Source organism: Flavobacterium branchiarum, assembly GCF_030409845.1.
GTDB lineage: Bacteria > Bacteroidota > Bacteroidia > Flavobacteriales > Flavobacteriaceae > Flavobacterium > Flavobacterium branchiarum.
This window is the reverse complement of sequence record NZ_JAUFQQ010000003.1, coordinates 377178-403847: the sequence shown is the minus strand read 5'-3', so window position 1 is coordinate 403847 and position 26670 is coordinate 377178. Positions and strand designations below refer to the sequence as shown.

Below are 26670 nucleotides of genomic sequence, written 5' to 3'. Positions count from 1 at the left end.
TACTAAAAATTTATTATGTATATTAAATTCCCGCTTTTTACGGGGTTGCAAATGTATAAAATATTTTTCACTATGCAAACGTTAATGCATTAATTTTCAATAAGATTATTTAACCTTATGTTTTTAATCGCAAAGATTAGATATTTGCATTAATTTTAATAAAACACTTTTAAAACTTGAAAACACTCTTAACTTTTTTCCTAATAATAACCTTGAGCTTACACTGTAAAGCACAACATTTTGAATTAAAGATAGCCGGAGAAAATAATTTAGAAGAAAAAATCATAGACTCCATCCCCTATTTAAAAAAACACAAAACAATAAAATCAATTAGCGAGGAAATACTCTCATTCACAGAAAAGCTTACCTCAAAAGGCTACATAGACAACCAAATAACCTCAAATACCCGCGTAAACGACAGCATATACGTAATCAAATTAAGATTAAAAGAAAAAATAAATTTCGTACACATACATATAAACAGAGAAAACAAAATACTAAAAAAAGTATTCTCTAGCACTAAAAAAGACACTCTCATAATTCCATACGAAGAAATCGAATCCTTATTAAACACAAAACTGAACCAACTTGAACAACAAGGATACTCTTTTACAAAGCTAAAACTAACAAACATCGAACGAAAGAAAAACACCCTATACGCCAATCTGGATGTTAAAAGCGAAAAGAAAAGAGAGATAAACTCGATCGTATTAAACTTCACACAAAACAACCAATCAAAAATATTCCCAAAAGGCCATTTAAAACAGCTTAACAAAAAATACACCAACAAGACCTTCAATCAAGAATCCATCAAAGAATTATACCAAGACATAAACAATTACGAATTTATATCTCAAACTAAATACCCCGAAGCTCTTTTTACGAATGATTCAACCAAAATCTATACCTATATAGAAAAAAGAAAAGCAAACACATTTGACGGATACATTGGATTTACAAACAACGAAAGCAAAAAAGTAACATTCAACGGATACCTAGATATCACCTTACTCAATACACTCCATGCTGGAGAAAAATTCTCCCTTTACTGGAAAAGCGACGGAAACCAACAAAAAACTTTCAATACAAGTTTAGAGATTCCGTACATTTTTAAAACACCCTTAGGAATTAAAGCCCAATTAAACATCTTTAAACAAGACAGTACTTTTCAAAACAGCAAAACCGCAATTAATCTTGGATACTATATTAACTACAACTCAAAAATATACCTAGGATACCAATCTACTGAATCAAGCGACATACAAAACACAAACAACTCAACAATTAGCGATTACAAAAACTCATACACCACTATAAGCTATAATTATAAAAAAACAAATTACAACAACACCCTATTTCCAGAAAAAGCACACCTAAACTACACAGCCGGATTTGGAAAAAGAAATACAAATAACGAACCTGAAACTGTAAAAAACAGCAAGCAATTTTACAACTCACTAAACATAAATTACAATCTCAAGATAAACGAGAAAAATTACATTAACATAAATTCTCAAAATTTTATCTTAAAAAGCAACAACTACATCGTCAATGAATTAATAAGATTTGGAGGCATAAATTCTATTCGCGGTTTTGCAGAAAATAGTCTACAAGCTAATTTCAATTCCTTAATTCTTACAGAATACAGATATTTAGTATCACAAAACCTTTATGTCAATTCTATAGCAGATTACGGTATATACCAAGACTTAACAAACGATATCAATCAAAAAGAAATCAAAAAATTAATAGGAATCGGTGTTGGCTTTACAATACAGACTACAAATGGACTATTAAAAATCGCAGCGACAAACGGAAGCTCTAAGACGCAAAATTTACAATTAAACAACACTATCTTAAACATAAGTTATAATGTTAAATTTTAGTGTTTAACAAAAAAAACCATTTATTCACTAGGAAAGTTAACAATTTATTGTGAGTTTTGCGATACTAATTCAAAATATTTAAAAATGAAACTAAAGTTCAATGGATTCTTAGTGCTGTTCTTAGTACTAGTCGCGCAACTTACTTTTGCGCAAGAAAGAGTTGTTTCAGGAACTATTTCCGACAATGCGGGCATGCCTTTACCAGGTGTGAGTGTATTGATAAAAGGAACTAAAACTGGAACACAAACCGATTTTGACGGAAAATATTCTATCAAAGCTTCTTCTAGCCAAGTTTTGGTATTTAGCTACATTGGGATGAAAACCCAAGAAATAGCAGCAAGCTCTTCTGTAATCAACGTGAAACTAGCCGATGATTCAGTAGAATTAGAAAGCGTTGTTATCACAACTGCCCTAGGGATCAAAAGAGAGAAAAAATCACTTGGGTACTCTGCACAAGACGTAAAAGGTGAAATAATCAGTGAAGGTGGAACAACAAATGCTGTTTCTGCTTTATCTGGAAACATCGCAGGTCTTCAAGTTACTGCACCATCAACAATGGGAGGTTCTACAAGAGTCATCTTAAGAGGTGTTGGATCTGTTACAGGAGAAAACAAACCACTTATTGTAATTGATGGAATTCCATTAGACAACGGAAACTACAATACTGCCGCAACACAAAGAGGTAGTGGAGGTAGAGATTACGGAGATGCTTCTGCAGACATTAACCCAGACGACATTGAATCTGTAACTGTACTAAAAGGTGGACCAGCAGCTGCGCTATACGGAAGTAGAGCAGGAAATGGTGCAATCTTATACACTACTAAGTCAGGAAAGAAAAAAGGAGGTAAAAGCGAATTTTCTTTCAACACAGGACTTACAATGGAATCTGTTAACATCATGCCAAAATTACAAAATTTATACGGTGGTGGTTCATCAACAACTATGAGAAAACAAGTTATAGACGGAAAAACATATAACCTTGCAAACTATGTAGTTGATGAAAGTTGGGGACCTAAATTTGATCCAAATTTAAAATACTTACCTTGGAATGCATTTGACAAAGAATTTGCAAATGATTATTTAAAAGAAAAATCATGGGTAGCTTCTCCTAATGATGTAGATTCATTCTTTAGAGTAGGTACAACTAAAACAAACTCTTTAGCTTACTTAACATCAACTCAAGACAGTAATTTCAGACTTTCATACAGCAACCAACAAACAGAAGGTATTGTACCAAATTCTACACTTAAGAAAAATACTTTTTCGATTAACGCAAATTCTAAACTTGGAGAGAAGTTTAAAATTGAAGGTATGATGACTTTTGTACAGACTAAAGGATTCAACAGACCTGAAGGAGGATATGGAGACAATTCATTGCCACAGAAATTCTATCAATGGGGACAAAGACAACTAGACTTTAATGATCTAAAACAATACAAATTAGCAGATGGAAGCCAAAGATCTTGGAATAGAACTGCTTGGAATGATGGAACTCCAAAATATTCAGATAATCCATACTGGATTATTAATGAAAATACTGCAAGTGACAAAAGAAATCGTTTGTATGGTAATGCCAAACTTACTTATAACATAACACCAGATTTATACCTAGTAGGTAACGTTTATGGTGATACGTATACTTTAACTATTGACGAAAGAGTAGCAATAGGGTCACAAGCTCAACCAAAATACTCTTCAACTACACGTACTTTAAGTGACTTCAACTACGAAGGACGTATCCATTACGACAAACGTTTTGGTAAATTCAGTATCAATTCATTTGTTGGTATCAACAAAAGAGTGTCCAATTACACATTGCTAAGTGGTACAACTGTAGGCGGACTTACTTTACCTAACCTTTACAACCTTTCAAACAGTGTTGAAACTGCTAGAGCAACAAACAGTCAAACTAATAGCCAAACAAACAGTATTTATGGATTTGTATCTGTTGGATACAACGATATGCTTTTCATAGAAGCTACAGACAGAAACGACTGGTTTAGTACTACATATAAAGATGTAAATTACGCTTCTATTACAGGTAGTTTTGTTTTTTCTGAATTAATGAAAAACTCTTCATGGCTTAACTACGGTAAATTAAGAGGAGGTTGGGCTCAAGCTGGAAATGCTACAACAGCATACAACTTAGATAATTACGCTGACGTATTAGCTCCTTTCCAAGGAAACCCTAGATACAGTAATCCTGACCAAGCTAACAACAAATACTTAGTGCCAGAATTAAAAACGACAAAAGAGGTTGGTCTAGAGTTAAGCCTATTTAACAGAAGAGTTGGTATTGACGCATCTTACTATGACGTTGTAACAGAAGACTTAATTACTCCGGTAGAAGTTTTCCATGGTACCGGTAACACAAGTGAATTTAAAAATGCTGGAAAATTACAAAACAGAGGTTTTGAAACAACAATAAATGTTAACCCAATAAGAACACAAGATTTCTCATGGGATGTTACATGGAACTTTGCAAAAAATGAAAACAAGTTATTGGAATTAGCTGGCGATGCAAAATCATTATTAATACAAAAAGCACCATTTCAAGCTTCACTGTATGCAGTAGTAGGACAACCTTACGGTCAAATTTTCGGAACAGATTTCACTTATGACGACAAAGGAAACAAAATTGTAGGAGCCGACGGTCTATATGTAGCATCAGGTCAAAAATCACTTGGTACAACTACTCCTGACTACAATATGGGTCTTAGAAACACATTCAAATACAAAAACTTCAGCCTAAGTGCTTTACTTGACATGCAAAAAGGAGCAAACTACTTCTCAACATCACATATGTTCGGAATGTATTCTGGAATGCTTGAAGCGAGTGCTGCAAATGGAATACGTGAAAACGGGACAATCAACCAAGGTGTAACAGAAGCTGGAGCTCCAAACACAACATCTATAACAGGTCAAGAATGGGCTAAATCATTTTATGGTGGCATAGACAAAATGAATGTTTTCAGTTCTGACTACATCAAATTAAGAGAAGTTATATTCTCTTACAGCTTCCCTGCAAAATACACAGGACCTTTTTCAGGAGTTAAATTATCTGCTTTTGGTAGAAATTTATTCACATGGAACCTAGATTGGAAAGGAATGGATCCAGAAACAGCATCATACGGCAGTGGAAATGTTCAAGGACTAGAAGGTGGTTCTTTACCATCAACTAGAACATACGGAATGAATCTAGAATTAAAATTCTAAAACAAGACAAAATGAAAAAAATATTCATATCATTATTATCAGTTATGGCTTTAGGCCTACTGACAACTACCGTTAGCTGTAGTGACGGCTTAGAAGAGTTAAACCAAGATCCAAATAGACCAGAGATCATTAATGTACCTGCTTACGGCCTTTTCAACTACACCAATAAGTTCATAATGGACAATACTAGAAGCTCTTTCCCTTCGGGAAGATTGGCATTGCCATGGGTACAGTATTCCGCTCAAGTTGCTTACACAGAAGAGGACCGATTTAAATTTAGAATTGAGACTAAAGATGATTTTTACAGAGATTTGAACTTAGCAGCTAAAGATTACAAAACAATAATCGATATTAATACTAACCCTGTAACAGCAGCAAAAAACTCAGTATATGGTAACACAAATAACCAAATTGCCGCTGCTAGAGTAATGTTAGCTTATACTTTTTCGATATTAGTAGATACTTATGGAGATGTTCCTTATTATTCATACGGAAATAATGATCCAGACTTTCAAGCATTACAATTAGACAAAGGTATTAGTGAACCAAAATTTGCTTCACAAGCAAAAATCTATACAGACATTCTAAAAGAATTGAAAGAATCTGTTGCGATGTTAGTATTGAACGAGAAAGTTTTCACAAAAGGAGATGTCCTTTTTGGTGGAGATGCTAACAAACTAAAAAAGTTTGCTAACTCCTTACGTTTACGTATTGCAACGAGAGTAAACGGGGTTATACCTGGAGCTGCTACTCATATTACAGAAGCAATTGATTCTGGAGTGATGACAAGTAATAGTGACAACGTAGGTGTAAAATACGAAAACAACAACGTATTCCCATCTCCTTTTTTTACAGGGTTCTTCACAGATGCTAGATCAGATTTCAAAATCACGAACACGCTAGTTGATTTATTAAAAGGAAAAATTGGTGTTTTCGGAATTGTTGATCCAAGATTACAAAAATACGCTTCACCAAATACTGCAGGTTTAGTTGCTATTAGAGATAAAACTTACACAGAAACTGATGACTTAACAAAGTACATAGGTATGCCTTACGGTATTCCAAACTCTTCTGTTGAAGCACAGACACCTAATACTTCATATTGGAGCTCTGATGTATTAAGAAGAGATTATACTGAAATTTTGATGGAATATGCAGAAGTAGAGTTTTTACTTTCTGAAAACAACGGATGGAGCGATACTAATTACAAAAACGGTATTAAAGCTTCTATGGAACGTTGGGGTGTAGCTAGTGCTAAAATAAACACCTATTTAGCAGCCGTAGCTCCTGCAAACAAAGAAAATGTGATCACTCAGAAATACCTTGCTTTGTTTATGCAACCAGGTGAAGCTTGGGCTGAATACAGAAGAACTGGCTTCCCATCTTCTTTACTAAAACCAGGACAAAGCTATCCTTTAAATGTTCCTGAAGGTTCTGTTACCACGTATACTTTTGAAGCATTAAACAACCTAACAGAAATGCCTACTCGTTTAACATACCCTACTAACGCAGCTAACTTAAATGGTGCAAACTATGATGAAGCAGTTAAAAACATGGGCGGTGATAAACTAGATACAAAATTAATCTGGGATAAAAACTAGTATTATTTCAAGTATTATTTGACACTATACAATTAAAAACCACCAACGAAAGTTGGTGGTTTTTTTATATATTTGCACTATGGAAAAAGAACATCAAATATTTGGGATTAGAGCTATTATAGAAGCAATCCAAGCTGGTAAAGAAGTAGACAAAGTATTCATCCAAAAAGAAATTTCGGGTGAGTTAATGAAAGATTTAATGAAAGTGATGAAACGCGCTAATATTAATTTTTCTTATGTACCTGTTGAAAAACTAAATCGCTTAACACCAAATAACCATCAAGGCGCTGTCGCAACCATATCTCCAATTGGTTTTATCGACATAGAGCATCTAGTAGAATCGACTCTAGAATCTGGATTAAAACCATTATTCCTGATATTAGATCAAATATCTGATGCTCGAAATTTTGGTGCCATTATTAGAACTGCAGAATGTACTGGAGTAAACGGAATCATTGTTCAAAAAGCGGGTTCTGCTCCTGTAAATGGAGATACCGTTAAGACATCAGCTGGAGCCGTTTTTAACGTACCTATATGCAAAGTAGAACATATTAAAGATGCTGTATTTTACCTTCAAGGGTCGGGAATAAAAACCGTTGCAGCAACTGAAAAAACAGATAAAAACATTTACGATTTATCACTAAACGAACCTTTAGCAATCATCATGGGATCTGAAGACAGAGGTATTAACCCTTCTGTTCTTAAAATTGTAGACGAAAAAGCCAAATTACCTATGTTTGGTACTATTGGCTCTTTGAATGTTTCTGTTGCTTGTGGTGCATTCTTATATGAAACTGTTAGACAAAGAAGCTAAATAATCTTAGAAAGTAAACATCACTCTCTAATAGTTTAATAAAAACCTATACTTGTAAATATTGATTTTACAAGTATAGGTTTTTTGCTATGCATACAACATATAATATTTTTGAGAATAAAAAAAGTCAATAGCACCTCATAGTAAACCCGAGGTAGTTTCTATAGTTAACAAAATGCAGAATTTCTAAAAGACAAATTAAGCATACCCTCTCCTATTTCAACAGAAACTAAATATCAATACCCACAACAACAATAAAAAATCTTAGTAAGAAACTAAAATACTACTCAATATTAATTACAATTTAAGTCATTTCCTTAAAACTAATAGACCTATAAAATCTACATAAAGGAAGCAAAACAGATACAAATTTTACTTCACCTAATCTCTTGATCAAAAAAATCATCTACAAGATCAACAACTAATATCAAGGAATACACCCTCAAGAAAAATGAGAGGAATAGATCTAAATTGAGATATACATATGAGAATCATAAAGCAATATCAAAAAAACTTCTTAACAATGAATTTTGTCAATACAAACATAGATCAAGATTCTAAATTTCATGACACCCCTTTATCTTCAACTTAAAGCATAATTTACATAGTTAAAAGAGTGTCTAAACTCAATTACACTGTATATACTCTACGAATTTTAAGAAATATGAAGCGAAGAACGTAGTAGACTCCCAATCTCCCTACAAACTATTCCTGTTAAAGCAAAAATTGAACTTAAAAAATTTTACTTTTTACTCAATATTAAAATTCACTTTTTTTAATCATAAAAAATAAAGCTTTTCATTAAAAAATTGCAAATTTAATAAAAACCACATAAAAATTTAACTTTACTCATTTAACAAAGTAAGCAATGACCTACAATTAAATATGGGTTTTAGTAAGAAATATAAACTTATTCTTAAAAAAATGAAGATTCTAAAATTTGACAATTAGGTGGATTAACAATTTATTGTGAGTTTTGTGATTCTAATTAAAAATATTTAAAAGAATGAAATTAAAGTTCAAAGGGATCTTAGTGCTATTCCTAGCACTAATTGCGCAACTTACTTTTGCACAAGAAAGAGCTGTTTCAGGTACTGTTTCTGATAATACAGGGATGCCATTACCAGGCGTTAGTGTATTAGTGAAAGGAACAAAAACTGGAACACAAACTGATTTTGATGGAAAATACACTGTCAAAGCTTCATCGAATCAGGTAATTATTTTTAGCTACATTGGAATGAAAACCCAAGAAGTAGCTGCAACGTCGTCTACAATTAATGTAAAATTAAAAGATGACTCAGTAGAACTAGAAGGTGTAGTTGTTACTGCTTTAGGAATTAAAAAAGAAGAGAAAAAACTTGGGTACGCAGTATCTAAAGTATCATCGGATGAAATTACTAAATCTGGGGAACAAAATGTTCTACAAGCATTAGCTGGTAAAGCGGCTGGAGTACAAATCATCGGATCAGGAGGAACTCCTGGTGCATCTAGTAAAATTATCATTAGAGGAACAAATACTATTACAGGTACAAGTGACCCTCTAATTGTAGTAGATGGAATTCCAATTGACAATTCAACAACTCAAACTAGTGCTGGAGATAACCCATATAATGCAAACTTATCTGGAATCAATAACTCAAACAGAGCATTGGACATTAACCCTGATGACATCGAAAGTGTTACTATTCTTAAAGGACCTGCAGCTGCTGCTTTATACGGAGCAAGAGCAGGTAACGGTGTTATTATTTACACTACTAAAAAAGGTAAAAACGGAAAAGGTTTAGGTATTGATTATAATACTTCGTTAGCTATAGACGCAGTAAGTCAATTGCCTGCAAGACAAAACAAGTATGTTCAAGGTACTTACAAAGATGGAGTTCCAAATTACGAATTAAATACTCCACAAAGTTGGGGACCATCGGCTGCATCATTAGGACTACGTACTTACGACAATCCTGGTAATTTCTTTCAAGAAGGTATTACGCAAACTAACAACATTTCGATATACGGAGGTGACGACAAAGCGACCTTTAGAGCGTCATATGGTAACGTTACTCAAACAGGGATGATTCCTGAAACAGGATTAAAAAGAAATACTCTTAGACTTTCAGGAGACTTAAAACTAAGCGAAAAATGGAAAGCGGGCGCTAGTATGCAATACACGCATACAACTACTACTTTAGCTCAAAATGGTAGTAATAGTTCTGGTGTAATGTTAAGTTTGATGCGTTCACCTATTAATTATGATTTAAGAAACTATAAAGATGAGTTTGGAAACAACACTAACTATTTCTCTGCATATGACAATCCTTACTTTACAGTAAATGAAAATCAAGCAACAAGTGATGTAAATCGTGTTTTGGGTAACATCTATTTAACGTACAATCATGCAAAATGGTTATCATTAACAGCAAAAGGTGGTATTGATACCTACTCAGACGCTCGTAAACAAAACTATGCAGTTTCATCAAATGGAGATGATTTAGGTGGAATTGGTGAAGTCGCTTACAATAGCATCACAAACAAAGATTACTATGGAGATTTAATCGCTTCAGGTATTATACCATTAAATTCAGAAGCAATTAAAATTAACTATACTGCAGGTCTTAATTTACGTTCTACTCAATATTTAGACATATTTTCAAGAGGTAAAGGTTTATCTGTACCGGGTATATACAATTTAGGTAACGCAACTCAACTATACGCTTCTAACGTAGAAGAAAATACTATTTCTAGAGCTCTTTTTGCTCAAGTAGATTTCGATATTAAAGATCAACTTTTCATATCTGGTACAATCCGTAAGGAATGGGCATCTACTTATGGTGACAATGTAAGAAGTGCTGTATTCCCTTCAGGAACGGCTTCTTGGATTGCCTCAAATACTTTTGATTGGGGTAATTTCGTAAAATTTAGTTATGGATACGGAGAAGTTGGTATTGCACCAGCAGCATACCGTACCATAAGTGTTTACTCAAAGCCATCTATGACAGACGGTTTTACAAATGGTTTAAGTTTTCCTTACAATGGAATAAATGGAATGGCTTTAGCTGGGCGTTTATCTAATCTTGATTTAAAACCAGAAAGAGTATTAGGTCACGATTTAGGATTAAGTACTAAATTTTTAAACAATCGTTTAGCGATAGATGTGAATTTATACTATAAAACATCTAAAGATTTATTGATTGATGTACCATTACCTCAATCATCTGGTTTTGCATCACAATATAAAAATGCAGCTGAATTAGTTAACAAAGGTATTGAGGTAGAAATTGGCTATGATATATTTAAAAAAAGCAATCCATTTCAATGGAATGTAAATTTAAACTGGGCTAAAAATGAAAATGAAGTAACAGATATATCAGGTGGTTTACCTGAAATATCGATAGAAACAGCTTTTGGATCAATTGGATATTATGCTGTAAAAGGGCAACCATTAGGAAGTTTTTACGGAACTAAATGGAAACGTGATGAAAATGGGCAAAAAATTATTGGAAGCAATGGACTGGCTGTCGTAGCTGATGAAGTTGGCAATCTAGGAAATTCTGCTCCAAAATGGACTGGTGGTATCAGAAATACTTTCTCTTACAAAAGAGTTACCTTGTCTGCTTTATTAGATATTAGACACGGTGGAGAAGTTTACAATGGTACACTAGCAAGAATGCACAGTATTGGTGTTTCTGAAGCTTCTGCAGACAGAGAAAGAACTTATGTTATAGAAGGTGTTAAAGAAGATGGAACTCCGAATGATAAAGCAATAACAGCACAACAATATTACCAAAAATATCTTGGTGATGGTGGTGGAGCGGCAGAAGAAGCGGTAGAAACTGTAAACTGGGTTAGACTTCGTGATGCAACTATTAGCTATGATTTGAATGTAAAACAATTCTCTTTCATAACAGCTGCACAAATATCATTAACTGGAAGAAATTTATGGATAAATACAAACTACAAAGGAGTAGACCCAGAAACTAGCTTAACTGGTGCTGGATCAAGAATTAATGGATTAGATTATTTCAACAATCCTGGTAGTAAATCTTTCATAATGAGTTTACGAGTGAGCTTTTAATTAAAAACTAATAAAAATGAAAAAATACATAAAAGGTGTAATTCTAGCAGCGTTTAGCATAACATTACTAAACAGTTGTCAATCTGAGTTAGATAACTTTAACATCAACCCTAACAACCCTTCGGTAAGTACTCCATCTTTACTGGTGGCTGCAATGGAAGTATCAACATTTTCTACACACACAAGTGGTTTAATGAGAAATACTGGGATTTTTACTCAACATTTGGCAGGTACAAACATTGGACAAATGGGACCAATCGCAAGTTATATTATAACCGAAGGAGATGTAAACAATGAGTGGAATCTTATTTATGGTACTACTTTGATGAATGGACACATCTTAAATAGAGATTTTGCAAAAGACTATCCATATTATAATGGAATTGGTCAGGTATTGACTGCTATAAATCTAGGATACGCTACAGATATGTGGGGAGATGTACCTTATGATGAAGCATTTCGTGCAGAACAAGGGAACAAAGCTCCTAAGTATAATACGCAACAAGAAATATACGCAAGATTACAAACTATATTAGATAATGCTATTATAAACTTAGCAAAACCTTTAGCTAGTAATGAAAAAGTACCTGAGGATGATGATATGATTTTTAAAGGTGATACTAAAAAATGGATCAAAGTTGCTTACGTATTGAAAGCTAGATATGCTTTAAGATTGACTGCTATTGAAGGAAATGTTGCTGCTCAAAAAGCGTTAGACTACATTACTTTAGCAGGTATGACTGAGAATAAAGACGATGCAAATACTTTGTTTACTAATGAAAATAACAGCTTGAACCAATGGTATGCTTTTGAGGATAATCGTGATAACTACTTAAAAGTAGGTAAATATTTTGTTGATTATCTAAAAAACAACAATGACCCTAGGCTAGCTAGTATGATAGCTTTAACCAAACCTCCAAAACCTTTGCCACCAGGAACTGTATTTATACCAGAATACATAGGAAACGCACCTGAAGACCAATCATCTCTTGGAACTTCTTATATCGGAGCTGCTTTTGCTAGTAAAAATTCTCCTATTGGAATTGTAACTTATGCTGAAGCAAAATTTATTGAAGCTGAAGCTAGAGCAATATTAGGACAATCAGGGGCTCAAACTGCTTTGCAAGATGCTGTAACTGCTTCTGTAACTAAGGTTACTGGCATTGAGCCTACAGCAGGATTTTTAGCTGCAGCAACAGCTGATTTTACAATTGCTAATATTATTCAACAAAAATACATTGCTCTATTTTTAACTATGGAGCCTTATAATGATTACAGAAGAACAGGTTTCCCTGCGTTAGTTCCTAATCAAGATTCTAATACAAAAACTATACCTGTAAGACTACCTACTCCGTCTGATGAAAGACAATACAACCCTAACGCAACTGTGGTTAGTAATGTTACTTCTCCTATTTGGTGGGATAAAAACTAATACTGTTTAAACAATAGTTTTACAATAACCACTCTGATTATTCAGAGTGGTTATTTTTTTATGAATAGCATCTAAAAGAATTAAGCGTATGTTTTAATTCTTTTTTGTTTTTACAGCATTTTCATCTTCAACAAAATCATAAACGACATTTAAGCTAGAAGTAAAAAACGATTCTCTCTCAATAATAATCTCTTCTGGTTCGGGTAGATTAACAAAATTACCTTGCTCATCAAAATGTTTCATAAAAGCATCTTCTTCGGGGTTGAAATTTGGATGTTGCCAATCGTATAAAATAGGCTTTTTATATTCAGGTGTTTTATATTTTAATGATATAAGGAAACCTGTTATTAAACCAGCTAAATGACCTTCCCATGAGATTGAAGTATCTACTTCAGGAAAAACATACCAAATCATTCCACCGTAAAGCAAAACAACAGATAACGATAAAGCCACTAATCGGTAGTATTGCGTCTGAATGCCTTTGAAAAAAATAAAACTCACCAAAACATATATTACCCCACTTGCTCCTATATGATAATTGGGTCTAGCTATAATCCAAGTAATTAATCCAGAAAATAATATACCGTATAGAATTACGGGAACTGTTTGCTTTGGGTAAAAAAATTGAAGCGCGGCCAACAAAACCAACAATGGTATCGAATTGTTATACAAATGACTTATATCTGCATGGATAAAAGGACTAAATATGATTCCTTGTAAGCCTGTTAATGTCCTAGGAAAAATACCGTATTCGTAAAAATCGAAATCATACCGTATTTGTAACCAATAAACAATCCACAACAACAATACAGAAAACAATGGCAGTATAACAACTGAATTGGTAAACTTAAAAGGATTCTCCACTATTGGTTATAATTATGATTAGTTAGAAATTTATGTCAAAAATTTATCCAAAATAAATATAATGCTATTTTGTCAGACACTTATTCAATCCCAAAGCTGTTTTATAGCCCAGATCGAAACGGCATCCTTTATTGTTGCGTCTTTAGCAATAATAAAGATATAGTGAAGAGCTGGAAGAAGCTCCTAAAAAAAACTAAATGTGATGACAAATCAAAATTGAAAATAGTAATTTTACAAAATGGAAGCACCATTAGCAGAACGCATACGACCACAGAAATTAGAGGACTATATTAGCCAAAGTCATTTGGTTGGACCAAATGGTTCTTTAACACAACAAATAGTAAAAGGAATTATCCCTTCATTATTATTGTGGGGACCTCCTGGAACTGGAAAAACGACTTTAGCGCAAATTATTGCTCAGGAGTCTAAACGCCCTTTTTATATACTGAGCGCTATTAATTCTGGGGTTAAAGACATTCGTGATGTTATTGAAAAAGCGAAACAAAGCGGGGGGTTATTTACTGCCAAAAACCCTATTTTGTTTATTGATGAAATTCATCGTTTTAGTAAATCGCAACAAGATTCGCTTCTTGCTGCTGTAGAAAAAGGATGGATTACACTTATTGGAGCTACTACAGAAAATCCGAGTTTTGAAGTAATTCCTGCCTTATTATCAAGATGCCAAGTCTACATTCTGAATGCTTTTACAAAAAATGATTTAGAATTATTACTACATCGTGCTATGAAAACTGATGTTGTTTTGGCTTCTAAAAAAATTGATTTAAAAGAAACCGAAGCATTATTGAGGCTATCTGGTGGCGACGGAAGGAAGTTGTTAAATATATTTGAACTAGTTATTAATGCCTCTCCAAGTGATGCTATAGTTATTACAAATAATCGTGTATTTGAGTTAGTACAACAAAACACGGTTTTATATGACAAAAGTGGTGAACAACATTATGATATCGTTTCGGCTTTTATAAAATCAATTCGCGGAAGTGACCCTAACGGTGCCGTTTATTGGCTAGCTAGAATGATTGAAGGTGGTGAAGATGTAAAATTTATTGCTAGAAGAATGCTAATTCTTTCTAGTGAAGATATTGGAAATGCAAACCCTACTGCCTTTATTATGGCCAATAATGCTTTTCAGGCTGTTACTACTATTGGTTATCCTGAAAGCAGAATAATATTAAGTCAATGCGCAATTTATCTTGCAACTTCACCTAAAAGTAATGCCTCTTATTTGGCTATTGGTAGTGCACAACAACTTGTGAAACAAACTGGAGATTTGCCTGTACCTATACATTTACGCAATGCTCCTACTAAACTTATGAAGGAACTGGGTTATGGGGATGATTACAAATATTCGCATGATTATGCAAATAATTTTGCCGAACAGGAGTTTTTGCCCGATGCTATATCTGAAACTGTACTATATAATCCCGGTAACAATTCTAGAGAGAATAGCAACCGGGAGTTTTTGAGAAATCGCTGGAAAGACAAATACGGTTATTAAACCAGTTTGTCTTAGAATTTAACGACTACTTTTTCTGAAACTAATTTATCATTTTTATAGTATTCAAAGTACCATTCGTTGTCTTTAGCATTTAAAGAACCTTGAATATCTCCTTTTATAGCTATAAATGAATCTGGACGAGATGTTTTCATCAGCTTCATAACAACTTTTGGCGTTTTATCAATTAACTGATATCCAGTTTCTGTAGGCTGTGCATACAATAAGTTTGGATCGTTACTATTTACAACTGTATTAACAACGGCATTATTAGCCGCTACCGCAGGTGCAGAAGCTACAGCTGGTGATGGAGTGTTTTGAGTAGTTGATACTTTTCCATTGTATTTATAATTCAAAGCCTTAACAGACAAAAAAGCTTGATTTAAAGCTTCTGAATAGGCTAAATCATATTCTTTTGTTTTACTTCTTCCTATGTCTGATGTAAAAACAATTTTCCCGTAACAATCTTTAAATGTCACATACAACTTTGTTACTAAAAATCCATTTTCTTTAACTACATCTATATATAATAAATCACATCTGTTGTAATTTTCTGAAACTGCCTCATTTGCATAAAAAGCTTCAAAACCAGCTTTATTCAAATTGAACTTTGTCAGTGTAGCCAATCTATACTGATTATCGCTTTTCATAAAATCATATTTCAACGGAATTACTACCGCCTTATAATCGTTAATGGATTGAGAGAAACCAAAGCTTGAGATAAACAAAAGCATTAATAAGATTCTTGTTTTCATAGTTTTATAAATATTTTTTTAGTTCTAATAAATGATTAATTTGTTTTATATTTTGTTGCGCTTCGCTTTTTTTATCATTAAAGAAAATCGCATCGATTCCAGCATTTAAAGCACCTTCTATATCCGCTTCAAGACAATCACCAATCATAATACTATTTTCTTTTTTAGAATTGGCAGCATTCAATGCATATTCAAAAATTATAGGATTAGGCTTCTTTACTCCTGCCATCTCAGAGTTGGTGATGGTTTGAAAATAAGATCCAATATTCGAATTGGTTATTTTCCTATCTTGAACGTCTGCAAATCCATTTGTAATAATATGCAAATTGTATTTATCTTTTAGATATTCTAATATCTCAATTGCTCCATCAAAAAGAGCATTATTGTCTGGTAATATTCGGATATAATCTTCAGACATTTCATCAATTAATTCATCAGAAATCACATAATTTAAAGCATCAAAAGTATGCTTCAATCTATTATAACGCAATTCTATATGCGAAATTTTATCGTTCTGGTACAATTTCCAACACGCTTGATTTATTGGAATATACGCTTCAATAAACTCCGTAATATTAATCGTTGGATGGCTTTCTTTTAAAATAGTTTCAAAAGCTAATTCTGAATTTTTATCAAAATCCCAAAGGGTATGATCCAAATCAAAAAAGATGTCAGTAATCATGGTATTGTTTTTCATTCTTAAAAAATTCCTTCATCTACAAAACTATAATATTTTGTCTCAGTTATAATCAAATGGTCTAAAACTTTAACATCTAAACTCTCCCCTGCTAATTTCAATTTATTTGTAATTTGTTTATCAGCTTGACTTGGTTTCAAAACTCCCGAAGGATGATTATGACACAATATTAAGCCAGTAGCTCCATTTTCAAGCGCTAATTTAAAAACCAAGCGTACATCTACAATAGTACCCGAAATTCCTCCTTTACTTAATTGAGATTTTAAAATAACATTATTCGAATTATTTAAAAATAAAACCCAAAACTCTTCATGTGGTAACTCTCCAATAATTGGCAACATGATTTCAAAAACCTTTTTGCTAGATGTAATCTTTGTTAACTCTACAATATCCTCCACTCTTCTGCGTCGACCTAACTCTGTAGCAGCAATTATCGAAATTGCTTTTGCATTCCCTATTCCTTTAAAAGCTATTAATTGAGCTAGAGATAATTTACCTAACGAATTCAGATTATTATCTACACTAGAAAGAATCCGTTTACTCAAATCAACAGCTGATTCATTTCTACTTCCTGAGCCTATTAATATAGCTATTAATTCTGCATCACTTAAAGCATTTTTTCCTTTAAGAATCAATTTTTCACGTGGCTTATCATCCTCAGACCAAACAGTAATAGGTAAATGTGTTAACTCCATAAATATATCAAAAATTTTATTACATATGAGTTAGAATTCTTATTAGGTTTCCACACAACTTAACCCAAGTATTCATACAAATGTATTTTTCGGCTAATTTACACAGAAAAGAAGAAAATTCAGTCAAAAAAAATTAAAGCTATTTGAAATATGATTAAATTTAAAGAAAAAAGAATGAAATATAGTATTCTCTTATTAATAGCTCTACTCTGTTCTTCGTGCAAACAAGAACAAAGAGAAAAAAACACATCGCATAAAATTTCAACAAACAGAACATTTGAAGAGAAACTATCTGATGCTGCCATTTCAATAATAGATCCAACGATAAAATATGACCCAGCTTATATATCGATAAAATACCCAAAAGGAGATGTCCCTAAAGACAAAGGAGTTTGCACAGACGTAATTATAAGATCTTATCGAATATTAAACATTGATTTACAAAAAGAAGTCCATGAAGATATGGTTGCCAATTATTCGAAATATCCGAGCTTAAAAATATGGGGACTAACAAAAACTGACACTAATATAGATCACAGAAGGGTACCTAATTTGGAAGTTTTTTTTGAAAGGAAAGGACAAAAACTAACCATAAACGAAGACCCCTTAACATATAAAACTGGAGAAATTGTAACATGGATGATAAATGAAAAACTTCCTCATATTGGAATTATCACTAATAGAAAAACACGTGATGGAAAAAGAAACTTAATCGTTCACAATGTGGGAGGAGGCCAAGTATTAGAAGACTGTTTATTTAAATATAAAATTATCGGGCACTATAAATATATAAAATAAAAAAAAGCCAACTACGCAATGGTGTTGGCTTTAATAGCTATTTTAATTGGAGTAAAACTGGGATTATTCAATCAATCCTTTTACATCATCAAAGTTCAATCCACCATAATTTCCTGAACTCATCAATAACAATGCTGTATTCTCTAAATTAAGATTGAACAAGTATTCTTTAAAATCATTTGGATTTGTATAAATAATCAAATCTTCGCGATTGAATGCTGTCGCTATTTGCTCATAAGTAACTTCATCTAGTTGCTTAATTTTTACTGCATCTGGCGAATAAAAAACAACAGCAACATCTGCATATTGTAATGCCCCTTCATATTCTTTTAAAAACGCTGCATTTAGACTGCTATAAGTATGTAATTCTAAACAAGCAACTAAAGTACGATTCGGATATTGTTCTTTAACTGCTTTTGTTGTTGCGGCAACTTTACTAGGTGAATGTGCAAAATCTTTATAAGCAACTTTCCCTTTTGCTTCAGCTATTTTCTCTAAGCGTTTAGAAGCCCCTTTGAAACTAGCAATAGCCTCGTAAAATTCAGCTTCATCTACACCCATATTTTGACAAATCCATTTTGCTCCAGCAAGATTGTTTAAGTTATGTGCTCCAAAAACTTCAATCGGCATATTCCCTTCTGGTGTTTCTAAGAGTGTAACTCCATCTTGTACTGAATAATTTGGCGTATGATATCCTAACTTACGAATTGGATTTGTAGCTTCTTCTGCCACACGTTTTACCTCTGGATCATTTTCATTATAAACTAAAATACCGCCATTTGTAATTTTCCCTATGAAAATTTCAAACTGCTCAACATAATTTTCATAAGTTGGAAAAACATTAATGTGATCCCAAGCAATTCCAGATATTAAAGCAATATTAGGTTGATACAAATGAAACTTTGGTCTTCTGTCTATAGGAGAAGATAAATACTCATCTCCTTCTAGAACCATAAAATCGTTCTCTTCGGTAAGATGTACCATTGTATCAAAACCTTCTAATTGCGCACCAACCATATAATCAACTTCGATATTATGATAATGCATTACATGGAGAATCATCGAAGTAATTGTAGTTTTTCCGTGAGAACCACCAATAACAACTCTGGTTTTGTTCTTAGATTGCTCATATAAAAACTCTGGGTAAGAATAGATTTTTAGTCCTAATTCTTGAGCTTTTAATAATTCAGGATTGTCTGCCTTAGCATGCATACCTAAAATTACAGCTTCAATATCTGAAGTGATTTTTTCAGGAAACCATCCCATTTCTAACGGTAGTAATCCTTTTTTTTCTAATCTTGATTTAGAAGGTTCAAAAATAGCATCGTCACTTCCTGTAACTTGGTATCCTTTATTATGCAATGCTAGTGCTAAATTGTGCATGGCGCTACCGCCTATGGCTATAAAATGTGTTTTCATTTTAGTTTGCTCAGTTATTCGTTTATTTTTTCTTGATTAAATCAGTTTTGAATATTTCTATACTCTTCCAAAACTTCTTTTGCCTTAACAGGCTGATTCATTTTCTTTTGGTATAAGTTCGCAAGCATAGTATAACTTGCTTTAGATTTACTTACTATAATCGCATGTCTATATTGTCGCTCAGCATCTGAATATCTTTTAAAATATTCATCAATATGCCCTCTTGACATATATCCATCTATTGGGGATAATTTTAATAATTCATCCGAGTATTTCATAGCTTTAGCTTGACTTCCTCCAACAATTGCAGGTAACTGTAAATTTAATTCTATTAGAGACCAACGCGCTCCAATATGCTTTGGATTTAGCACAATTGCTTGCTCAAAAGCCTCCCTTATTTCGTCGATCATTCTAAGTGCCTTAAAATTATTTACCTCTAGAGCTTTCATTCCTAAAGCACCTCCGCATTTATAAAAATTATTAGCAACAGCTGGCTTTAACTCTTTTAGCTTTTTATAGTAACCTACAGCATCATTCCACTTTTTATTGTGACCAGCAATATCACCCAAATATTCTATAGATTTAAAATCTGAAGGGTTTTCTTTTAAAGCTGATTAAAAAAAAGCTTCTGCTTTATCAAAATTTTGAGATTCAAATAATTTTTTCCCTTTCTCAAATGCTGATTGCGACCAAAATAAAGTCGGAAATAAAAGAAAAATAATTACTATTTGTTTCATACATCAAAAATAGTGGAAATATAAAATCTATCATTTGTTTTTTAACATAAATTAGTAATTTGTACAGAAATTATATCCGAAACCAATATTTTCTTTTCAAACAACAAAAAACCAAATTTTATGAAGAACATCTATTTTATATTATTTCTAATTTCAACTTCACTATTTGGTCAACAATATGACAAAAACTGGAACAAAGTAATCGAAAATGAAAATTTAGGCAAGGTAAAAACGGCCAATGATATTGTCACAAAGATTTATAAAAAAGCGGTTAAACAAAATGATGAAGTACAAATTATAAAGTGTTTCTTTTATCAATCTAAATATTCTCAAGTTATTGATGAAGATGCACAAACCAAAATTATAAATAATTTAAAATCAGATATTAATCAGGTTTCAATTCCTTCAAAAGCAATTCTAAATTTGATTTATGCTAAATGTTTAGATGATTATTACGATAGAAATGGTTATACAATTAGAAACAGAACAAATACTGTAGAAGTTGAAGATGATTTTCTAACATGGTCAACAGTTAATTTTGAAAACCAAATTAAAAATGCCTTTGATAAAACATTAGAAAACGAAGCTGTTTTAAAAGCTACACCATTAACTAATTATGAAGCTATTTTTGAATATTTAACTTTAGAAAAATTCAAAACCCAAAACTTATTTGATTACATAATCTCAGAAAACATTGCATCATATACAAAAAAATTACGCACATGGGAAATTAAAAAAAGTGATTTTGTAGTTTATAAAAAGGAACTTCTAGGAAAAGCAGAAGGTTTTATAAAACTAAACTTTGATTTTGTAACCAATGAAAATTTAAGTACGGTTTTATCATTATATCAAAAAAGAGAAATAGATCAGCCTACAGCTGAAAATCAGTTTAACCGTATTCTATTTTCTAAAAACCATTTAATTGAAAATAATGATGATTTTGTAAATGCATTAAATGTGCTTCAGAAAAGTACTAAAGAAGAACATTTAATTCAAAAAATTCAATTACAAAAAGCTATTCTATTAGAACAACAAGCATCAAAACTCACATATCCTGATTACAACATTAAAGCAATTACAATTCTAGACAGCATTATAAAAATCAACAATCGATCAAATGCGTATAAATTAGCACTTGAAAGAAAGGGAAATATCACTTCAAAATCAATAAACATTGAACTCCAAAAATACACCTACAATGATGAAAACACTAGAGCTTATATCAATTATAGAAATGTAAATCAACTTAGCGTTTCATTCTACAAGATTAACCAAAAGCAACTCAAAGAATACAGCGAAAATTCTAATCGAAGAGATAGTTTAGCACACTCAATTATTAAAGAAAAAAAGCCTCTCTTATCAAAGTCTTATACATTAGAAAACAAAAAAGATTATTTTGAATATTCTACAGAAGTGCTGTTACCAAACTTAAAAACTGGCTCCTATATAGTTTGTTTTGAAAGCGAATCTGATACAAAAGATAAAAAAGCATTTACATTTGAAACCGTGACAACTTCAAATATTTCGGTATTAGGATCACAAAACGAATCACAAGAAACATTACAAGTTCTAGATCGAAAAACGGGAAAACCATTAGAAAATGTAACTATAAAATCTTCTACATTTAATATCAAAACTGATAAAAATGGATTAGCGTCACATAAAAAAAATTACAACGATAATTACAATTACGAAACTATCGAATTTTCAAATGCTAATGATACTATTTTAATTAACAAAAATTATGTTAAATATAATTCTGTATATAACGCAAATGATAAAGACGACTCAGAAGCAAAAATTGAATTTTACTTAGACAGAGCTATTTATCGCCCTGGACAAACGGTATATTATAAAGGAATCGCTATTCAGAAAAACAAGAAAAGAACAAGTGTTATTCCAAACACAAACTTTAAGATCATTTTTAAAGATGCAAATTACACGGCTTTAAAAGAGATTGAAGTTATAACCAATGAATTTGGTTCTTTCAATGGAGAATTTATTTTACCTAAAAATGGCTCTACAGGAAGATTTACACTAATAGCAACTAAACCTACCTATTTAGAGAAAACAAACAGTTACTTTAAACAAGAACCAACAAATAAAAACTGGAACAATACAAACTTACAGAACTCACAGACTTTCTTTACTGTTGAAGAATATAAACGTCCTAAATTCGAAGTTACATTTGAATCAAAAAAAGGAAGTTTCAAACTCAATCAATCCATACAAGTAAATGGAATTGCCAAAGCTTTTGCTGGAAGCAATATTACTGATGCAAAAGTTTCCTATACTGTAACTCGATACGTAACCTTTTTTAGAAATTACTACGGACGGGAAGAAACTGAAATTTTGGCCACCGAAGAAACTAAAACTGATGCTTCGGGTAAATTCGTTATTAATTTTATAGCAACACCATCTAAAAACTTAAACAAAGAACAATTACCTATCTTTAATTATAACATAAATGTATCCGTAACAGATATTAATGGTGAGACTCGTACTGCTGAAACTACTATAAAAATAGGGTATCATGATTTAATTCTATATGCTTATCTTCCTAATGAAATTGAAACAAAAGACAAAAACGAAATCATACTGACAAGTACTAATTTAAATGGAGAATTTCTAGCTACAAAAGGAGAAATTAAAATCTATCATGTTAGTCCGTTCTCCAACAAATTCAAACCTAGAATCTGGGATAACCCTGAAATAAAAAGCATATCCGACCAAGATTTCGAGAGATTATTTCCTTACGAAAATAACAAAAAAGACACATTGGATAAAGTTGTTGAAACTTTAGTTTATTCAAAAAAAATCGACACTGAAAAAGATAAAAAAATAGCTTTAGATTTTATATCAAATTATAAATCTGGGAATTACAAAGTCGTTTTTTCGGCAAAAGATAGTTTTAGTAATGTTATCGAAAGTATCTCTAAATTTAAACTTATACAAAGCAAAGACAAATACAATACAGAAAAATTATTTACTGCAAAACAAATTAATGTCGATCCCAAAAAAGATGGCTTTGTTTTAATTAAAATAACTTCGGTCATTCCTGAGCTTTATATTGTAACCACAGGAAATTATGATAGCAAAGTCTTTTTTGAAGAAACAAAGCGTCTTCAAAACAACGAAGTCATTATAAAAATTCCATTAAGAGAAGAATTTGAGAGACTAATTAAATTAGGGTTTGAATCTGTTTTTGAAAATCAAACATTTAAAGACGAAGTAGCTGTCAATTTAAAAAGTACTCCCAAAACACTAAACTGGAAAGTAGAAAGTTTTAGAAATAAAATACAACCTGGTGGTAATGAAAATTGGTCATTTCAATTAAATGCACTCGATACTAATAATGAAGCAGAAGTTTTGGCTTCCATGTACGACAGCTCATTGGATCAATTTACTACTAAAGACTGGAATAATTTAAATTTTAACCAATACAATTATAATGGGATTAATACTAAAACTAGTTTAGGATTTGAGAAAGTATATACATCAATACAAAAACTTAATACAAACCTACCTTTTAATGAAATTCAAAACGAAAATTCAGAACTAAAATGGTTTGGATTCAACTTCAATAGCAGTACGTATCAAATCAACGATAAAAAAATTGGTTCAGAAAACATAAAAGGTGATCCCGATGCAGTATTAACAGTTGAACCTGTTGGAACTGGAACTGCGGCAGTTGTGGAAGAAGATAACAATATATACCCTGCAAGCTATGCTACTCAAAATCTAAATGAGATAGTTTTTGTAAAACCAGTTATTGCCAAGGCAAAAGAATTCACTTCTGAGCCTATGAAAGAAATAGAAGCTTTAACACAAGTAAAAGCTAGAAAGAACTTATCGGAAACGGCTTTTTTTCTCCCAAATTTAAGAACAGACAGTAGAGGAAATGTTAGCTTCAACTTTACATCACCAGAGGCTTTAACTTCGTGGAAACTTCGTTTATTAGCACATAATAAAGATGCCATTTCTAGTTATTTAGAAAAAAGTGTTATCACTCAAAAAGAATTGATGATTTTACCCAACTTCCCGCGTTTTTTTAGAGAGAAGGATACTATTGTTATAAGCACTAAAATTTCGAATATTACTAACAAAGCCAAAGATGGAATTGCAATTTTACAGCTTTTTGATGCAACAACGATGCAACCAATCGATGCTAAAATGTTGAACTCAAAAAACCTAAAGAACTTTAGCGTTAGTGCTTTTGGAAATACAACTGCAACATGGACAATCACAATTCCGGAAGGTTTGCAAGGTGTTCAATATAAAATCCTTGCCAAGGCAGGCAATTTTTCAGATGGTGAAGAAAACATTCTGCCAGTTCTAACTAATAATATATTGGTCACAGAAAGCCTTCCTATTTGGGTTCCTGAAAATTCTAAGAAAGAATATACTTTTGAAAATCTAAAAAACAATAATTCAACAACTTTAAGAAATCATCAGTTTACTTTAGAATATACTTCTAATCCTTCTTGGATTGCAATTCAGTCTCTTCCCTATTTAATGGAATACGAACATGAATGTGCAGAACAGACTTTTGCACGCTTTTATGCAAATGCATTGGCAACTGAAATTATTTCAAGTAATCCAAAAATCGCAACGGTATTTGAAGATTGGAGAAAAAACGGAAAACTAAATTCAAAATTGGAGGAAAACGAAGAATTAAAATCGATTATTCTTGCTGAAACTCCTTGGCTAAATGATGCGCAAACTGAAGGTGAAAAGAAAAAGAATCTTGCCCTTTTATTCGATTTAGAAAAAATGAAAGCTTCGCAAGAAAGTATTTTTCAAAAACTAAAACAAAAACAAAAAGCGTCTGGAGGATTTTCTTGGTTTGACGGAAATGATGAAAACGAATATATCACAAGGCATATTTTAGCAGGTTTAGGTCATTTATCTAAATTGGATAAAACAGAAGACAATCTTTCTAAAATTGATGAAATTGCAAAAACAGGAATCACATATTTAGATCAAAAGTTTTTAGCGTATTACAAAATAAGAACCAAAGGCTTAAAAACTATTGATAAACTACTATGGAGCAATCCAAACTCTGATTTGCATTATCTATATACTAGAAGTTTTTATTTGGACAAATATCCTCTTACTGATACTTTGAAAAAGGCAACTAAATTATATCTTGAAACTGCCAAAAAAGACTGGTTATCCTATTCGCTTTACGAAAAAGGACTAGCCACCTTAATTCTTAATCGTTTTGGAGAAAAAGATACGGCAAAAGCAATCCTAACAAGCTTAAAGGAAACTTCTTCGACTAATGAAGACTGGGGAATGTATTGGATTGCTAATAAATCGGGATGGTATTGGTATCAAGCCCCAATAGAAACGCAGGCTTTATTAATTGAAGCTTTTACTGAAATAAGTAACGATACCAAATCTGTTGATGCAATGAAAGTTTGGCTATTAAAAAACAAACAGACGAAAAATTGGCCTACAACAAAATCTACTACCGAAGCTATATATGCTTTATTGATGCAAGGAACCGATTGGTTAAGCGTAAAAGACAATACGATTATCAAACTTGGTAATGAAAAAATCTCAACCAAGAAACTATCTGAAAGTGAAAAAGAAGCAGAAACAGGTTATATAAAACTAAACTGGAAAGCTGATGAAGTTAAAAAAGAAATGAACGCTATTGTAATCGAAAACAAATCTAAGGTTCCAGGTTTTGGAGGTGCTTACTGGCAATATTTTGAAGATTTAGATAAAATCAAAAATAACTCTGGAGCTGTCCTTTCTGTTGCTAAAGAACTATACCTCAAAAAAAGTACTTTAAAAGGAAGTAAATTAGAAAAAATAACTTCCAATAATCCATTAAAAATTGGAGATCTAGTAACTGTAAGGCTAATTATTACTGCTAAAGAGAATACTGAATTTGTGCACCTTAAAGACATGCGAGCTTCTTGCTTTGAGCCTGTAAATGTGCTTTCTGAATACCAATACAAAGATCGATTAGGATATTACATGAGTACTAAAGATGCTGCAACTCATTTTTTCTTTGACACTATAAACAAAGGGACTTATGTTATAGAATACGATATTCGAGTAAATAACACCGGTGAATTCTCAAACGGAATTTCAACTATCAAAAGCATGTATGCTCCAGAATATTCAAGTCACACAAAAGGAATTCGAATAAAAGTAAAATAA

At 32.1% G+C, this 26670-nt stretch carries 15 protein-coding genes; 9 read left to right on the top strand and 6 right to left on the bottom strand.

The window, feature by feature from the left end; genetic code table 11:
• Nucleotides 1-212 precede the first annotated feature (212 nt).
• From QWY99_RS02110 to QWY99_RS02085, 6 genes are all read left to right on the top strand, one after another.
• Nucleotides 213-1886, top strand: coding sequence for a BamA/TamA family outer membrane protein (locus QWY99_RS02110; protein WP_290260426.1), 1674 nt, complete (start codon nucleotides 213-215; stop codon nucleotides 1884-1886).
• Nucleotides 1887-1970: 84 nt separating this feature from the next.
• Complete coding sequence (locus QWY99_RS02105) at nucleotides 1971-5102, top strand: SusC/RagA family TonB-linked outer membrane protein (protein ID WP_290260424.1); 3132 nt, start codon at nucleotides 1971-1973, stop codon at nucleotides 5100-5102.
• Nucleotides 5103-5113: 11 nt separating this feature from the next.
• Nucleotides 5114-6703: a SusD/RagB family nutrient-binding outer membrane lipoprotein gene (locus QWY99_RS02100; protein ID WP_290260422.1), complete on the top strand. Its 1590-nt coding sequence runs from the start codon at nucleotides 5114-5116 to the stop codon at nucleotides 6701-6703.
• Nucleotides 6704-6782: 79 nt separating this feature from the next.
• Nucleotides 6783-7517, top strand: a complete 735-nt coding sequence (rlmB, locus tag QWY99_RS02095) for a 23S rRNA (guanosine(2251)-2'-O)-methyltransferase RlmB (RefSeq protein ID WP_290260419.1) — start codon at nucleotides 6783-6785, stop codon at nucleotides 7515-7517.
• A gap of 1006 nt (nucleotides 7518-8523) precedes the next feature.
• Complete coding sequence (locus tag QWY99_RS02090; protein ID WP_290260417.1) at nucleotides 8524-11583, top strand: SusC/RagA family TonB-linked outer membrane protein; 3060 nt, start codon at nucleotides 8524-8526, stop codon at nucleotides 11581-11583.
• Between the two features lie 16 nt (nucleotides 11584-11599).
• Nucleotides 11600-13015 carry a SusD/RagB family nutrient-binding outer membrane lipoprotein gene (locus QWY99_RS02085; protein WP_290260415.1) on the top strand — a complete coding sequence of 472 codons (1416 nt, stop codon included), beginning with the start codon at nucleotides 11600-11602 and terminating at the stop codon, nucleotides 13013-13015.
• Between the two features lie 93 nt (nucleotides 13016-13108).
• Here the strand turns inward: QWY99_RS02085 and QWY99_RS02080 are convergent, their stop codons facing one another.
• The gene (locus QWY99_RS02080; protein ID WP_290265280.1) at nucleotides 13109-13882 is read right to left on the bottom strand and encodes a rhomboid family intramembrane serine protease; all 774 of its coding nucleotides are present in this window, start codon (nucleotides 13880-13882) and stop codon (nucleotides 13109-13111) included.
• A gap of 235 nt (nucleotides 13883-14117) precedes the next feature.
• Here QWY99_RS02080 and QWY99_RS02075 point away from each other — a divergent pair, with 235 nt between their 5' ends.
• Nucleotides 14118-15395 (top strand): replication-associated recombination protein A, encoded by a 1278-nt coding sequence (locus QWY99_RS02075; protein ID WP_290260413.1) that lies wholly within the window; start codon nucleotides 14118-14120, stop codon nucleotides 15393-15395.
• An 11-nt stretch (nucleotides 15396-15406) separates the two neighbouring features.
• Here the strand turns inward: QWY99_RS02075 and QWY99_RS02070 are convergent, their stop codons facing one another.
• The 3 genes from QWY99_RS02070 to radC are packed head-to-tail and all read right to left on the bottom strand — an operon-like array spanning nucleotide 15407 to nucleotide 17539.
• Nucleotides 15407-16147 carry a hypothetical protein gene (locus tag QWY99_RS02070; RefSeq protein ID WP_290260411.1) on the bottom strand — a complete coding sequence of 247 codons (741 nt, stop codon included), beginning with the start codon at nucleotides 16145-16147 and terminating at the stop codon, nucleotides 15407-15409.
• Between the two features lie 4 nt (nucleotides 16148-16151).
• Nucleotides 16152-16844 (bottom strand): YjjG family noncanonical pyrimidine nucleotidase, encoded by a 693-nt coding sequence (locus tag QWY99_RS02065; RefSeq protein ID WP_290260409.1) that lies wholly within the window; start codon nucleotides 16842-16844, stop codon nucleotides 16152-16154.
• Nucleotides 16845-16846: 2 nt separating this feature from the next.
• Nucleotides 16847-17539, bottom strand: coding sequence for a RadC family protein (gene radC, locus QWY99_RS02060; protein ID WP_290260407.1), 693 nt, complete (start codon nucleotides 17537-17539; stop codon nucleotides 16847-16849).
• Nucleotides 17540-17713: 174 nt separating this feature from the next.
• On the opposite strand from radC, the gene QWY99_RS02055 reads away from it, so the two are divergent.
• Nucleotides 17714-18337 carry a DUF1287 domain-containing protein gene (locus QWY99_RS02055; RefSeq protein WP_290260405.1) on the top strand — a complete coding sequence of 208 codons (624 nt, stop codon included), beginning with the start codon at nucleotides 17714-17716 and terminating at the stop codon, nucleotides 18335-18337.
• A gap of 63 nt (nucleotides 18338-18400) precedes the next feature.
• Here the strand turns inward: QWY99_RS02055 and QWY99_RS02050 are convergent, their stop codons facing one another.
• Together QWY99_RS02050 and QWY99_RS02045 are read right to left on the bottom strand one after the other, a co-directional pair.
• Nucleotides 18401-19756 carry a UDP-N-acetylmuramate--L-alanine ligase gene (locus QWY99_RS02050; RefSeq protein WP_290260403.1) on the bottom strand — a complete coding sequence of 452 codons (1356 nt, stop codon included), beginning with the start codon at nucleotides 19754-19756 and terminating at the stop codon, nucleotides 18401-18403.
• A 41-nt stretch (nucleotides 19757-19797) separates the two neighbouring features.
• Complete coding sequence (locus tag QWY99_RS02045) at nucleotides 19798-20325, bottom strand: tetratricopeptide repeat protein (RefSeq protein WP_290260400.1); 528 nt, start codon at nucleotides 20323-20325, stop codon at nucleotides 19798-19800.
• Nucleotides 20326-20613: 288 nt separating this feature from the next.
• Here QWY99_RS02045 and QWY99_RS02040 point away from each other — a divergent pair, with 288 nt between their 5' ends.
• Nucleotides 20614-26670 (top strand): alpha-2-macroglobulin family protein, encoded by a 6057-nt coding sequence (locus QWY99_RS02040; protein WP_290260398.1) that lies wholly within the window; start codon nucleotides 20614-20616, stop codon nucleotides 26668-26670.

What these genes read in the sequence shown, in the direction of transcription:
- QWY99_RS02105 (WP_290260424.1), top strand. Translation starts at nt 1,971, where the DNA reads ATGAAACTAAAGTTCAATGGATTCTTAGTGCTGTTCTTAGTACTAGTC.
- QWY99_RS02100 (WP_290260422.1), top strand. Translation starts at nt 5,114, where the DNA reads ATGAAAAAAATATTCATATCATTATTATCAGTTATGGCTTTAGGCCTA.
- rlmB (WP_290260419.1), top strand. Translation starts at nt 6,783, where the DNA reads ATGGAAAAAGAACATCAAATATTTGGGATTAGAGCTATTATAGAAGCA.
- QWY99_RS02090 (WP_290260417.1), top strand. Translation starts at nt 8,524, where the DNA reads ATGAAATTAAAGTTCAAAGGGATCTTAGTGCTATTCCTAGCACTAATT.
- QWY99_RS02085 (WP_290260415.1), top strand. Translation starts at nt 11,600, where the DNA reads ATGAAAAAATACATAAAAGGTGTAATTCTAGCAGCGTTTAGCATAACA.
- QWY99_RS02075 (WP_290260413.1), top strand. Translation starts at nt 14,118, where the DNA reads ATGGAAGCACCATTAGCAGAACGCATACGACCACAGAAATTAGAGGAC.
- QWY99_RS02070 (WP_290260411.1), bottom strand. Translation starts at nt 16,147, where the DNA reads ATGAAAACAAGAATCTTATTAATGCTTTTGTTTATCTCAAGCTTTGGT.
- QWY99_RS02065 (WP_290260409.1), bottom strand. Translation starts at nt 16,844, where the DNA reads ATGAAAAACAATACCATGATTACTGACATCTTTTTTGATTTGGATCAT.
- radC (WP_290260407.1), bottom strand. Translation starts at nt 17,539, where the DNA reads ATGGAGTTAACACATTTACCTATTACTGTTTGGTCTGAGGATGATAAG.
- QWY99_RS02055 (WP_290260405.1), top strand. Translation starts at nt 17,714, where the DNA reads ATGAAATATAGTATTCTCTTATTAATAGCTCTACTCTGTTCTTCGTGC.
- QWY99_RS02050 (WP_290260403.1), bottom strand. Translation starts at nt 19,756, where the DNA reads ATGAAAACACATTTTATAGCCATAGGCGGTAGCGCCATGCACAATTTA.
- QWY99_RS02040 (WP_290260398.1), top strand. Translation starts at nt 20,614, where the DNA reads ATGAAGAACATCTATTTTATATTATTTCTAATTTCAACTTCACTATTT.